The 14,403-nt window shown below is 35.7% G+C and carries 12 protein-coding genes; 1 reads left to right on the forward strand and 11 read right to left on the reverse strand.

Features of this window, described 5'->3' with window-relative positions; translation table 11 throughout:
• Positions 1-73: 73 nt before the first annotated feature.
• From rsmB to OEV82_RS01595, 10 genes are all read right to left on the reverse strand, one after another.
• Positions 74-1,414, reverse strand: coding sequence for a 16S rRNA (cytosine(967)-C(5))-methyltransferase RsmB (gene rsmB, locus OEV82_RS01550; protein WP_263060777.1), 1,341 nt, complete (start codon positions 1,412-1,414; stop codon positions 74-76).
• Complete coding sequence (fmt, locus tag OEV82_RS01555) at positions 1,414-2,364, reverse strand: methionyl-tRNA formyltransferase (RefSeq protein WP_173659107.1); 951 nt, start codon at positions 2,362-2,364, stop codon at positions 1,414-1,416. The genes rsmB and fmt overlap by 1 nt, the downstream gene beginning before the upstream one ends.
• Positions 2,361-2,840 carry a peptide deformylase gene (gene def / locus OEV82_RS01560; RefSeq protein ID WP_263060778.1) on the reverse strand — a complete coding sequence of 160 codons (480 nt, stop codon included), beginning with the start codon at positions 2,838-2,840 and terminating at the stop codon, positions 2,361-2,363. The genes fmt and def overlap by 4 nt, the downstream gene beginning before the upstream one ends.
• 47 nt (positions 2,841-2,887) lie before the next feature.
• A complete protein-coding gene (gene priA, locus OEV82_RS01565; RefSeq protein WP_173659110.1) occupies positions 2,888-5,311 on the reverse strand; it encodes a primosomal protein N' in 2,424 nt (807 codons plus the stop codon).
• 1 nt (position 5,312) lies between these two features.
• Positions 5,313-6,518: a bifunctional phosphopantothenoylcysteine decarboxylase/phosphopantothenate--cysteine ligase CoaBC gene (coaBC, locus tag OEV82_RS01570; protein WP_173659112.1), complete on the reverse strand. Its 1,206-nt coding sequence runs from the start codon at positions 6,516-6,518 to the stop codon at positions 5,313-5,315.
• Positions 6,519-6,790: 272 nt separating this feature from the next.
• Positions 6,791-6,997 carry a DNA-directed RNA polymerase subunit omega gene (gene rpoZ, locus OEV82_RS01575; RefSeq protein ID WP_173659114.1) on the reverse strand — a complete coding sequence of 69 codons (207 nt, stop codon included), beginning with the start codon at positions 6,995-6,997 and terminating at the stop codon, positions 6,791-6,793.
• Between the two features lie 2 nt (positions 6,998-6,999).
• Entirely contained in the window at positions 7,000-7,617 is a 618-nt protein-coding gene (gene gmk / locus OEV82_RS01580) for a guanylate kinase (RefSeq protein ID WP_173659116.1), read from the reverse strand.
• Positions 7,618-7,625: 8 nt separating this feature from the next.
• Positions 7,626-7,880: an extracellular matrix/biofilm regulator RemA gene (gene remA / locus OEV82_RS01585; protein ID WP_173659118.1), complete on the reverse strand. Its 255-nt coding sequence runs from the start codon at positions 7,878-7,880 to the stop codon at positions 7,626-7,628.
• Between the two features lie 29 nt (positions 7,881-7,909).
• The gene (locus OEV82_RS01590) at positions 7,910-8,773 is read right to left on the reverse strand and encodes a YicC/YloC family endoribonuclease (RefSeq protein WP_263060779.1); all 864 of its coding nucleotides are present in this window, start codon (positions 8,771-8,773) and stop codon (positions 7,910-7,912) included.
• 103 nt (positions 8,774-8,876) lie between these two features.
• A complete protein-coding gene (locus tag OEV82_RS01595; protein WP_263060780.1) occupies positions 8,877-11,555 on the reverse strand; it encodes a cation-translocating P-type ATPase in 2,679 nt (892 codons plus the stop codon).
• Positions 11,556-11,769: 214 nt separating this feature from the next.
• Here OEV82_RS01595 and OEV82_RS01600 point away from each other — a divergent pair, with 214 nt between their 5' ends.
• Positions 11,770-13,476 (forward strand): Rqc2 family fibronectin-binding protein, encoded by a 1,707-nt coding sequence (locus OEV82_RS01600; protein WP_173659124.1) that lies wholly within the window; start codon positions 11,770-11,772, stop codon positions 13,474-13,476.
• 301 nt (positions 13,477-13,777) lie between these two features.
• Here the strand turns inward: OEV82_RS01600 and pyrE are convergent, their stop codons facing one another.
• Positions 13,778-14,401: an orotate phosphoribosyltransferase gene (pyrE, locus tag OEV82_RS01605; RefSeq protein ID WP_173659155.1), complete on the reverse strand. Its 624-nt coding sequence runs from the start codon at positions 14,399-14,401 to the stop codon at positions 13,778-13,780.
• Positions 14,402-14,403: the final 2 nt, after the last annotated feature.

The following is a 14,403-nucleotide window of genomic DNA, read 5'->3' on the forward strand; positions in this document are numbered from 1 at the left end:
TCTTTTTAGAACAGCCTAACTCATTACAAAAGTACCAATTTTTGTAAATCATGTAAACATCTTCATATTTAAGTTACCGTTTCTTACGAAAACAGGCAATATAAAACCCATCTGAATGCAAATTTTGCGGCAACAATTCGATATCATATTCACGTACAAAAGGTTTGATTTTTTCAGGTACCCGATCTACGATTTCTGTATCACCAATAAAATCTGGATTTAGCTGAAGAAATTTTTTCGCAACTCCTTCATTTTCCTCCTTATCTACCGTACAAGTACTGTAGACGAGAATACCACCTGGTTTAACTAACTGTGCAGCAGATTGTAATATATTGATTTGAATTTTTGCTAATCGTTTAATATCCTCTTCAGTTTTGGAATATTTAATTTCTGGTTTTCCTTTTAATACACCAAGACCTGAACAAGGTGCATCAACTAAAATACGATCAAAGGATTCCTTTTCGAATTGTTGCCCTACTTCTCTTGCATCCATCTGTCTTGTATGTATGTTTGTTATGTGTAAACGTTTCGCATTCTCCTGGATTAATTTGATTTTGTGTTTATGTATATCTAAAGCAAAGATTTCGCCTTGATTGTTCATTTTTTCAGCCATATGTGTCGTTTTTCCACCTGGTGCGGCACATGTATCCAGGATTTTTTCATTTTCCTTAGGCGCAACACAATAAGCAACAATCATTGAACTTTCATCCTGAATTGTAATGGATCCTTTTTGAAAAGCTTTTGACTTCACTAAGTTGCCGCGTACTGATTTTATCGCTTCCGGTATTGCGCGACTTTTTTCTACATGAAAACCTTCACGTTCTAATTCTTTTAATACACAATCTACAGTCGTATGTAGTGTATTTACTCGCGCTGTTTGTTTTGAAGGATTTAAATTTTCCTCACACATTTGACGTGTGATATCAAACCCATATTGGTCTACCCAACGTTTGACTAACCATATCGGATGACTTGTTTCAATGGAAAGTCTTTCAATTGGGTCTTGGATCGTATCAAAGGAGGGAACACCCTCTCTTTGAATGGATCTTAAAACGCCATTAATAAAACCACTAATTCCTTTATTTCCACGTCTTTTCGCAATATTGACCGCTTGATGAATTATCGCATGGTCGGGTATTTTATCTAAAAATACAAATTGATAAACAGAGATTCTAAGGAGCTGTTGAACCCAAGGATCAATCCGCTTTTGCTTTTTAATAAATGGTTTTAGAAAAAAATCCAACGTCATTCTTCTTTGCATCGTTCCGTAACAAAGTTCAGTTAGGAGGCTCGCATCTAAGGAAGAAAAGCGATTTTTTTCAATTGTGGAATTGATTAATAAATTACTATAAGCACCTTGCTTTTCAACTTGGACCAGTACTTCGACAGCGGCTTCTCGAACATTATTACCCATTATTTGCTAGTTCCTCCTAATTTTGTTCCTTTTAACTGCTCCTTAGTTCCTCTTAAAAACTGTTCCGTCGTCATTTTCTTTTTCCCTGCTGGCTGCAGTTCAGTAATTTTAATTGCCGTTTCATTACTTGTCGCAACAACCAAACCATCTTTTTCTATTTCAATGATCGTACCAGGCTCTGCCGTCTGATTTGCAGGGACTTTTTCACCCCACCAAATTTTTAACGTTTCACCATGAAGTGTTGTGAAGGCTACCGGCCATGGATTTAATCCACGAATATGGTTGTAAATGTCTTCCCCAGAACGGTTCCAATCAATCCGTTCATCTTCTCTTTTAATATTGAAAGCAAATGTAGCTTCTTCATCCTTTTGCTGAATGGGTGTAATTTCACCATTCAATAATTTCGGAAGTGTTTCACTTAACAATCTAGCTCCTGCTTCACTTAATTTATCATGTAACGTTCCAACAGTATCTCGTTCATCAATTGGAACTTTAACTTGGCTAATCATATCACCAGCATCAAGTTTTTCCACCATATACATTATCGTTATCCCCGTTTCTTTTTTCCCTTGAAGGATCGCATAATGAATAGGTGCCCCGCCTCTTAATTCAGGTAAAAGCGAAGCATGAACATTAATGCAACCAAACTTAGGTGCATCCAGTAATTTTTTTGGTAATATTTGTCCAAAGGCAGCCGTTACAATTAAATCTGGTTTCAGATCTAGTATTTCTTGTAAAGATTCCTCATTACGAATCTTTTCCGGTTGATAAACAGGTATATGATGTTTCAATGCTTCAACTTTTACAGGAGGAGGTGTAATTTTTCGTTTTCTACCGACTGGACGGTCTGGCTGTGTAACTACCCCAACCACATCAAATCCATCTTTAATTAATTGTCTTAATACTGGTACTGAAAAATCTGGTGTACCCATAAATACAATTTTTGTCATTCTACATCAAGCCTTTCTAGTTCTTCCTCTGTATAAATTTTATCTACTTTTGTTGTAAATAAGATGCCTTGTAAATGATCGAGTTCATGTTGAATTGCCTGTGCTAAAAAATCTTCCGCTTCCATGATATACGTTTTCCCATTTCGGTCTCGATATTTAACCTTGATATAATAAGAACGTTCCACCTCTCCATACTGGTTCGGTATACTTAAACATCCTTCTAAATTCATTTGTATACCACGTTTTTCCATAACTACAGGATTAATAAATTCGATTTTACCATCACCAATATCGACGATCGCCACTTGTTTTAAATGACCAACTTGAGGTGCCGCTATACCAACTCCATCTGCTGCAACCATCGTTTCGTACATATCATCTAAGAACTGTCCTAATTCGTTACTAAATTCTGTAACAGGTTCACACGGTTGTTGTAAAATCGGATCAGGTATTGTTCTTATTTCTAATGTTGCCAAAGTTTATACCCCCAAAACATTGATATAACCGTTTTTTTCCAAAAACATTACATTAATGAATAAGGATTCATATCTATGGATATGGTTAACCCTTTTTTTAACTGATCTTGATAGAAATGATGAATAATCTTCTTTAATGCAGGTGTGATATTTGGGTCATGTTTATATTTTATTAAAACTTGATACCGATATTTATTTTTGATTTTGACAATTGGTGAAGCCGCTGGCCCTAAAACTTTACTTGACGGTAAAAGTTGAGCGCGTAAGAATTGCGCAATTTTTTCTGCAACAGTATAAACATATTGAACGTCTTCATGGTTTATATGAATTAACACTAAATAATAAAACGGTGGGTACTGGCCCTGTTTCCGCATCAACATTTCATGGCGATAAAATTGAAGATAATCATGATTTTTCGCTAACTGAACACTGTAATGTTCCGGTGTATACGTTTGGATAATAACTTCACCTGGCAATTGATGCCTACCAGCACGACCGCTTACTTGGGTGAGTAACTGGAATGTTTTTTCACTGGAACGGAAATCAGGTATATGTAATGAACTATCTGCCGAAAGAACACCAACTAGGGTAATATTAGGAAAATCTAACCCCTTGGCAATCATCTGTGTCCCTAACAATATATCAGCTTTGCCCTGTCCAAAGTCTGTTAATAGCTTTTCATGGGATCCTTTACGACTCGTTGTATCGACATCCATTCGAATAACGCGTGCTTCAGGTAAAACTTTCCCCAGCTCTTCTTCCACCTTTTGTGTACCTGTACCAAAGAAACGAATATGGTTACTACCGCATTCCGGACAAACTTTTGGTGTCCCTGTTTCAAATCCACAATAATGACATTTTAATTGATCCGTTACTTTGTGATAAGTTAATGAAATTTCACAGTTCGGACACTTTACAACAAGGCCACAATCCCGACACATCACAAAGGAAGAATAACCGCGTCGGTTTAACATCAATACAATTTGTTCTTTTTTCGCCAATCGGTCTTGCATTTTTTCAAAAAGTTGCGCAGAAAACATGGATCGATTACCGGATTTCAATTCATTACGCATATCAACGATCTCTACCGTTGGAAGTCGGGACTGATTCATCCGTTTATCCATCGTTAATAGTTTATAAACTCCTTTTTTTGCTCTCGCAAAGCTTTCTAATGATGGAGTTGCACTGCCCAAAACGACTGGACAATGGTGAATTTTACTCCGTTCAATGGCTATATCTCGCGCATGATATCGCGGGATGTCTTCTTGTTTGTAACTATTTTCATGTTCCTCATCAATAATGATAATGCCTATATTTTCGAAAGGGGCAAAAATGGCAGACCTTGCTCCCACAACAACTTTTACTTCTTTACGTTGTATTTTTCGCCATTCATCATATTTCTCCCCTAGAGATAAACCACTATGTAATACAGCTACCAAATTACCAAAACGGCCTTTAAAACGGTTTACCATCTGCGGTGTTAGCGAAATTTCTGGGACAAGAACAATCGCTTCTTTACCTTGATTGATCACTTTTTCAATTGCTTGTAAATATACTTCTGTTTTCCCACTACCGGTTACCCCATGGAGAAGAAAGACCTCTTGTTGTTTTTCTTCTATCGTATTTAAGATCGGTGTAATCGCCTTTTGCTGATCTTCTGTCAACGGTAATGCTTTCGTCTTCTGAAAATACCGATTTACATATGGATCACGATATTGCTCATATTCTTCTTTTTTCAACAGCCCCTTATTGACAAGCGCATTTAATGGAGCCCTTGCATTTGCTACCTTTCGCTCCATTTGGCTTACGGTATGTGGCTGAAAATGCCGTAAAAACACTTGATAAATTTCTTCTTGTTTTTGACTAAGCGGCTTCGATAATTGATTCTTTTTGTTTTGAAAGTGTTCTACATCGTTTGTTGTCGGAACATAATATAAAACTTTCTTCTTATTCCCTTGGTTTTTTACTTCATATGTTACTTCAAACAAGCCTTCCTTTGCTTTGCGATACAAATAAGATGTAGAAACAAACTTTTCGACATCTTTCCATTTTAATCGTTTTTGCTTGTCAAATAGTTTTTTTAAATCCGTTGGTAATTGTTCAAGGGCATGATCATCAATCAATGTTATATATTTTTCATATTTAGCCTTAAGTGCCGGTGGTAGCATCACTTGATAGGCTGCAATTTTAAAACAAAGCGTTTTTTCTGATAAATAATCACCAATATGTAACAACTCTTTATTTAATACTGGTATTACATCCATCGGTTCGATGATTTCTTTTAAGTTTTTTATATCAGATCTTTCTTTTAAACCAACGACAAACCCTTGGATATGCCTGTTTCCAAAAGGAACGACCACACGCATCCCTATTTCAATATGCCCTATGAACTCTTCAGGAATATAATAATCAAACGGCTTATTCGTTTGCAATGTCGGTACATCTACGATGACACTGGCAATTTTTTTCATATTACTCTTTCCTTTTTAGAATTTCAATCACTTCTTTAAAAATTTCTAAAGCAACATCTTGTTTAGATAATTTTGGTAATTCTTTTTTCGTACCATCCGCTTTATATATCGTGACGATATTTGTATCACTACCAAAACCTGCACCATTTGTTGTAACATTATTAGCAACAATCATATCCGCATTTTTATCTTTTAATTTTTTTCTTGCATATTCATCTATATTATTTGTTTCTGCCGCAAATCCAACTAATAATTGGTGTGTCTTTCTTTTGCCAAGTTCCGATAAAATATCTTTCGTGCGAACGAGGTTGATTACCGTAGCACCTTCTTGTTTTTTCATTTTTTGATCATGGATTTGCTCAGGTCGATAATCAGCGACAGCTGCTGTTTTTACTACAATATCGGCTTCATCAAATCTGGCCATTACTGCTTGATACATTTCTTCTGCACTTTCAACATGAACAACGTCTACACCTAGTGGAATATTTAAATTAACTGGCCCTGATATCAATGTCACATGAGCCCCGAGTTTAGCAGCTATACCGGCTATAGCATATCCCATTTTTCCTGATGAAAAGTTTGTCAAATACCGAACGGGATCTATTCGCTCACGAGTTGGACCAGCCGTTACAACAACCTTTTTCCCTTTTAATAGCAGTTCGGTACGGTGGGAAAAATAATTTTTCACATGATTAACAATTGACTCTGGTTCTTCTAAACGGCCTTTTCCGACATAGCCACAGGCTAAATAGCCCTCACCTGGTTCGATAAACTTATAGTCGAACTCTCTTAAAATGGACATATTGCGTTGCACTGCTGGATGTTGGTACATATGAACATTCATCGCAGGTGCAATCCAGACCGGTTTTGTTGTTGCAAGTAATGTCGTTGAAATCATGTCATCGGCTATTCCATTCGCTATTTTCCCGATCATATTTGCTGTTGCAGGAGCAACAATAATTAAATCTGGCCAATCGGCAAGATCAATATGCGCAATTTTTGCAGGATCTTTTTCATCAAAAGTATCTGTATACACATCATTTCTTGATATTGCCTGAAAAGACAGAGGTGTAACAAATTCTAGCGCATTCTTACTCATCATGACTTTAACATTGAATCCTGCTTGCGTAAGTTTACTTGTTAAGGCAATAGCTTTATAGGCAGCAATTCCACCTGTTACACATAAGAGTATATTTTTTCCTTTCACATATGTCCCCTCATTTCTGATCAATTCATATGACAATCTATATTCTTAATTTACTCTTTTTCATCTTATCATAAATAATTTTCAAATCGATAGTATTAAGAAAAGACCGTTCAAACAGCATACTTTATATATATTGAATGTAGTTGAAACTTACAAGCGTTAAAGCGATTGAAAATAAAAGAGGCTATCCAAGTCAAATGACGACGGTTGGATGGCCCCTAAAAAATTAAAACATACTAATAAAATATATGGTTTACAAAAAATGTTTTGTCTTAGTTTTCTTTATTTTCATTTGCTAATTGAATGGCACCGACACTAATTTCTTCTAAAGCTTTACCGACAACTTTATATGCTTTATATTCTTCCAATTGATAGTCTTCGTTATCCTTCATTTGACGAGCACGCTTTGCACCTACTGTAACAAGCATATACTTTGAAGGAACTTTTTCTAATAATGTATCGATTGATGGATATAACATGTTTAATCAACCCCCAAAATCTTTTTAAAACGTTTTTCGACACGATTTCGTCTACAATGTTCAGCAATGACAATCGCTTTAATTTTTTCTACTGCATGTTCAACTTTATCATTTTCAACAACATAATCATATAGATTCATCATTTTTAATTCATTTTTTGCAACTGTCATACGGCTACGAATTAAATCGTCTGTTTCTGTTCCTCTTGTTTTTATCCGATTTTCTAATTCACTTAAAGATGGTGGAATTAAAAAGATGAACAATCCGTCGGGAAATTTATTGCGGACTTGTTTCGCACCTTCAACTTCAATTTCTAAAAAGACATCTTTTCCTTCATTTAGCGTCTTCTTTACATAATCAACAGGCGTACCATAGTAGTTCCCGACATATTCTGTGTATTCTAACAGCTCATCGTTTTTAATCATTGTTTCAAACTCATCTCGAGTCTTAAAGAAATAGTCCACACCATCGACTTCTCCTGGTCTCATCTTTCGTGACGTAACAGAAATCGAATATTCAAATTGAATATCTGGTTCTGAAAATATCGCTTTTCGAACGGTTCCTTTACCGACACCGGAAGGACCAGAAAGTACAATTAGTAATCCTTTTTCGGTTTCCATTGTTCCACCTACCCTTGCTGTTCATCTTCATTTGTATAACGACTAGCGACCGTTTCAGGTTGGACGGCAGATAAAATAATATGTTCACTATCCATAATGATCACCGCCCGTGTTTTACGACCATATGTAGCATCTATTAATGTGCCTTGATCCCTTGCATCTTGAATCATACGCTTAATCGGAGCAGACTCAGGACTGACAATAGCAATTATCCGATTGGAAGAAACGACGCTTCCAAAACCTATATTAATCAATTTCACCATTTGGCCTCCATCCCCAATAACTTTTTAATCTATTCAATATTTTGTACTTGTTCCCGGATTTTTTCAATAATGGTTTTTAATTCCACAACACTTTGGCTAATTTCAATACTGTTAGATTTTGAACCGATCGTGTTCACTTCTCGATTCATTTCTTGCACTAAAAAGTCAAATTTCCTTCCAACAGGTCCCTTTAATTCAAAGGTAGATTGAAATTGTTGTACATGACTTTGCAACCGGGTCAGTTCTTCTGTAATATCCGATCGTTCTGAAAAAATTGCAATCTCCGTCAACACTCGTGAATCATCAATGAGTCCTTCTGTATATTCAGAAATTCTCTTTGTTAATCGTTCTTCATATTCTTTCTGAACGACTGGAATGAGGTCATTGATTTTTTTTAGCTGATCTTTCATTTGATCGATATTCTGATCCAACTGCTGTTTTAAAACTTGTCCTTCTATTATACGCATATTTGTTAAATTTTGCACAGCTTCTTCTACAGCTTGTAAAATAGCTTGGTCAAGTTCCTCATTATCCAATTCTTTTTCAACAATTTCAATCAATTCATTTCGTTGTAAAAGGTCAGACAATTGTATATTTCCGTTGATTTGAAAACGATCTTTTAAATTCGTTATGTATTGATAATACTCATCAATTAAATTCCAGTCAATGGCAAGTTTTCTTTTTACTAAACCTGATCCTTCAATATTAACATAACAATCAACTCTACCTCTAGATACGTATTGTTGACAAATTTTTTTTATTTTATCTTCTAATTGCATAAACTGATGGGGCATTCGAATATGGAAATCTAAATAACGATGATTAACCGAACGTATTTCAACCGATATATAAAAATTTTCATATTCAATTTTACTTTGACCGAAACCAGTCATACTTTTAACCACAATCTCACCTAGTTTCTAATTCGTCGTTTAATTACTATTGTAACATAAAATAGAAAAGGCAAAAGGGATTAATTTCCTTTTGCCCGAATGCTTATTTCTTATGAATAAATAAGGAACCGACAAGAAGAAATGTTGGTATGGAAGCCATCGCAAGAATAAGTAACCAATCTCTAGGCACAATTGGGACCGTATGAAATACGGTTGCTAATGGTGGATAATATATAACCACTAACAATAAGATTACACTTGAAATGACTGCCCAAACTAAATATGGGTTGCCGAATGGGTTTCTTGAAAAAATTGAATGTTCACTGCGACAATCAAACACATGAATCAATTGAGCTAAAACGAGTGTAGCAAAAGCAACGGTTTGTGCATAAGCTAAATCATTTGGATTATTTCTGTATACTACAATAAATGCTATTAATGTGGCAACTCCAATTAAAAATCCCCTAGAGATTACTTTCCAACCAAGCCCTCGAGCAAAAACACCTTCTTTAGGACTGCGAGGTGCCCGCTTCATTACATCATCTTCCGGTCTATCCAAACCTAATGCCATTGCCGGTAAACCATCTGTTACTAAGTTTACCCATAAAATTTGAATGGGAACAAGCGGTAATGGCATTGCTAAAATCATGGCAAATAACATAACTAAAATTTCGCCGACATTGGATGCAAGGAGATATCGGATAAATTTTCGAATATTTTCATATATGTTTCGTCCTTCTTGAATGGCTGCTTTAATTGTTGCAAAATTGTCATCCAATAAGACGAGAGATGAAGATTCTTTTGCCACATCCGTACCTGTAATTCCCATAGCAATCCCGATATCTGCTGCTTTAATCGCCGGAGCATCATTCACTCCATCACCTGTCATCGCTACAATATGGCCATTATTTTGCAATGCCTTAACGATTTTCAATTTATGTTCAGGTGACACTCGAGCAAAAACGGATACTCGGTCTACTACTTCTTCTAATTCTTCCACTGACATGGTATCTAATGTCGCACCATCAAGTACAAGACTGTCGGACCGAATTAAGCCTAACTCTTTTCCGATTGCTTTCGCTGTTATGACATGGTCACCGGTAATCATGACCGTTTTAATACCAGCCTCTTTACATTCTTTGATCGCATCTTTTACTTCAGGTCTTGGAGGGTCAATCATCCCATGCAATCCAATAAACGTTAAATTGTTTTCCACTTCCGATTCATGAACATATGTTGTTTTTGTATTCAGTTTTTTGTAACTGATCGCAATTGTACGTAATGCTTGCTTCGCTAAAGACTCAACTGCCTGTTGCAAACGGTTTATCCATTGTTGTGTTAAATGCTGTTCTTTTCCATTCGCGAAAACCGACTCACTTAATTGAATTAAAATGTCTGGTGCACCCTTTGTAATCGCGAACCGCTCACCTTTTTTATTTTCCACGATAATCGTCATCATTTTTCTCGCCGAGTCAAACGGAAACTCCTGAATAATGGTATATTCGTTCAGTAAATTTTCTCTTGTAAAGCCTGCCTTCAAGCCAGCGACTAATAGTGCTCCTTCTGTCGGATCACCGTCTAATTTATAATCGTTCTTTTTTTCAGTAATTAAATTGGCATGATTACAAAGTATGGCAAAAGAAAGTAATTTCTCAAAATGTACATCTTTCTTAGGATCAACAATATTGTTATTTTTCATGAATTTACCTTCAGGAACATATCCTTGTCCAGAAACATTCCAAACTTCATTATTTGCCCATAAATGGGTGACGGTCATTTTATTTTGAGTCATCGTCCCAGTTTTATCTGAACAGATCACCGATGCACAACCTAAAGTTTCGACTGCAGGTAATTTTCGAACGATCGAGTTCTTCTTAATCATTCGTTGCACACCAAGTGACAAAGCAATTGTCACAATCGCTGGTAAGCCTTCTGGAATTGCTGCAACTGCAAGGGATACTCCTGATAAAAACATCGTATATAGATCATGGCCTTGCATAATACCAATCATAACCACTAATAAAGTTAAAAATAACGCAACAATAATTAAGATCTTCCCTAGTTGCTCTAAACGTCGTTGAAGAGGTGTTGTGAGAGTTTCCGTTGTTTGCAACATATCGGCAATCTGCCCCATCGCAGTTTTCATTCCCGTACCGATGACTACACCTACACCACTACCCCGGGTTACCATCGTTCCCATAAAAGCCATATTGGACATATCACCAATCCCTACATTTTCACCATGAATAACTTCCGTATCTTTACTCGTTGGGACAGATTCACCGGTTAATGCGGATTCCTCTATTTCTAAACTGTTCGCTTCTAAAATTCTCACATCTGCTCCGATACGATCACCACTAGCAAAGCGGATAATATCACCAGGAACAATTTCTTTCGAAGGGATTTTCACCCATTTTCCGTTTCTTAAAACCGTTGCAGTCGGGGCAGATAATTCCTTTAAAGCTTCAAGCGACTTTTCAGCCCGTCGTTCTTGAAAAAAACCTAATATTCCATTTAATAGGACAATAGCCATTATTGCTATGGCGTCAATATACTCCCCTAATAATCCCGATATCAATGTTGCTACAAGTAATACAATAACCATAAAATCTTTAAATTGACTAAAAAATAAAAGCAACGCTGATTGCTTTTCTCCTTCTTGTAATTCATTAAAACCGAATTGTTTTCTTCTCCTTGAAACTTCCTCCTCTGTTAATCCTTTGTTGAAATCTGTCTGGATTTTTTCACGTATTTCTTCTGGATTCATTTCATGGTATCTCATTATTCCTATCCACTCCTCTAATTACTTGTTCGATGGCTGAATTTCGATTAGATGTTGTTTGCTCTTCGTAAAACGTACTTTTTTAACGAAATAAATAAAATTTTATAAACATAAAATGGCTTGTACAAATCTTTCAATAAAGAATATTCAGCATCACCGAAAAAAATGCTATACTTGGGGAAGATTATTAAGAATGTATAGAAGGTGTTAACAAATGTCGTTTGATGGTCTATTTACATATAAGATGGTGAAGGAGCTTTCCCCGCTTTTAAAAGGTGGAAGAATTATGAAAATTCACCAACCATTTATCAATGAAATTATTTTAACTGTTCGTTCACAAGGTAAAAATCATCGGGTATTGCTGTCTGCCCACCCTTCATATGCTCGAGTACAAATTACGTATGAAACGGTGGAAAATCCTAAGGAAGCACCCATGTTTTGTATGATGTTGAGAAAACATTTAGAAGGACAGTTTATAGAGGATATTTATCAAGTAGGATTAGATCGGATTATTATTTTCAAAATAAAAGGTAGAAATGAACTTGGCGATATTTCTTATAAAAACTTAATTGTTGAGATTATGGGACGTCACAGCAATATCATTCTCGTCGATGATGAACGAAATATGATATTAGAATCTATTAAACATATTTCCTATGCTGTTAATCGTCACCGGGCTATTTTACCTGGCCATGAATATATATATCCGCCAGAACAAAATAAAATGAATCCTTTTAAAGCAACAGAAAAAGATGTTTTACAACAGATAGATTTTAATAGTGGAAAATTAGACAAACAGATCATTGCACAATTTGCTGGTATATCACCACTATTTGCGAAAGAAGTCATCTATAATGCCGAAATTGCCAATCGAATTACATTACCGAAAAGTTTTATTAAATTAATGGAATGTGTAAAAAGTGATTATGTTGAACCAACGCTTATAAAAAGTGATAAAAAAGAAGTCTTTTATTATATTCCATTAGAACATGTCGAAGGAAAACGGAAAACTTTTTCTTCATTAAGCAAATTGCTGGATGCCTATTATTACGGAAAAGCCGAACGGGATCGTGTGAAACAGTTAGCCGGCGATCTGGAGAAGCGATTAAAAAATGAAATTGATAAAAATTATACTAAAATGAAAAAGTTAGAGGCGGATCTGAAAGAGGCGGAAAATAGTTCAAAATATCAACGATATGGTGAGCTTTTAACAGCTTATTTGTATATGGTGGATAAAGGAATGGAAGAAATTACCGTTGAAAATTATTACGATGAAAATAAACCGATCACAATTCCCTTAAATCCGCATAAAACACCTTCCGAAAATGCACAATGGTATTTCAATCAATATCAAAAAGGAAAGCATGCTGTTGTCGCTGTTCGTGAACAAATTGAAAAAACAAAAGAAGAAGTACTGTATTTAGAAAATGTTTTACAACAAATTGAATCGGCAGCACCAAAGGATATTGAAGAAATTAAAGAAGAGTTAGCGGAACAAGGGATCATTAAAAAACGAAATACTAAAAAAACAAAGAACCAAAAGACAACCCCTGTCTTAGAAAAATATAAAGCTACGGACGGGACTTTAATTTTAGTAGGCAAAAATAATAAACAAAATGATTACTTAACAACGAAATTAGCAAAAAAAGAAGAAGTTTGGTTACATACAAAAGATATCCCTGGTTCCCACGTTGTCATTCGATCGACTAGCCCTTCTGAACAAACATTGTTAGAAGCAGCGATGCTTGCAGCATACTTCAGTAAGGCACGCGAATCGAGTCAAGTTCCGGTTGATTATACAAAAGTAAAATATGTCCGGAAACCTAGTGGCGCAAAACCAGGTTTTGTCATTTATGATCACCAACAGACGATGTATGTAACACCAAATATCGAATTAGTTGCTCAATTAAAAATGGCATAGATAAAGATAGAAGGTTTTAGGGAAATTCACGGAATAGTGGTCTTTTCGGAAGGTTCGTAAAAATAGATGCTTTTGTAAATGGTGGAAGTTATTGATCCTTTTTTGGTTATATTTTTATTAGCTTTGTCCTAAAAATAACTTCTAGTAAATATACAGCACTGATTTTTCAATGATGGCCTCTCGAGGATATTTCTTTCCTCGAGAAGGCTGATTGCGGACATTTCACCCGGATTTTTTCCTCCGTTTTTTCCATGTGAAAGACATTCTGCTTATCGGGCGATAAAGGTGACTTATATTTGATTCATTCCCCCCATGTTTTCGGGTTTTCTTTCCATTTCAAAATAAATTGTTTTTCCTGCTCAGTTATATTTCCACTTGTGGTGGCTGTATCCAAAAGTGTTGTAAATGTTGTTAATGAATGATAAGGGATCCCAACTTGTTTAAATTGCTCATCTGCGACTGGTAATTCATATGTAAAAATGGAAACGACACCTAATACTTCCACGCCTGCTTCTTGTAAAGCGAGGGCCGCTTTGATCGAACTTATTCCAGTTGAAATTAAATCTTCTATGACAACGGCTTTTTGTCCAGTAAAATACTTTCCTTCAATCTGATTCTTTTTGCCGTGACCTTTGACATTGGATCGTACATAACAAAGCGGTAAATTCATGATGTCCGAAACCCAGGCAGCATGTGGAATACCGGCTGTTGCTGTACCTGCAATCAACTGAACATCGGAAAAATGCGTCTTAATTAATTTTGCCATTCCATTGGCAATTTCTTTTCGTAACGTCGGATAACCTAATGTTAATCGGTTATCACAATAAATTGGTGACTTTATACCAGAAGCCCATAAAAACGGTTCATTCGGATTAAGCGAAATGGCTCCTATTTCCAATAATTTATCTGCTAAAAATTGTTCGATAC

Source organism: Pallidibacillus thermolactis (assembly GCF_025660415.1).
In the GTDB taxonomy this organism is placed as follows: Bacteria; Bacillota; Bacilli; order Bacillales; family Caldibacillaceae; genus Pallidibacillus; species Pallidibacillus thermolactis.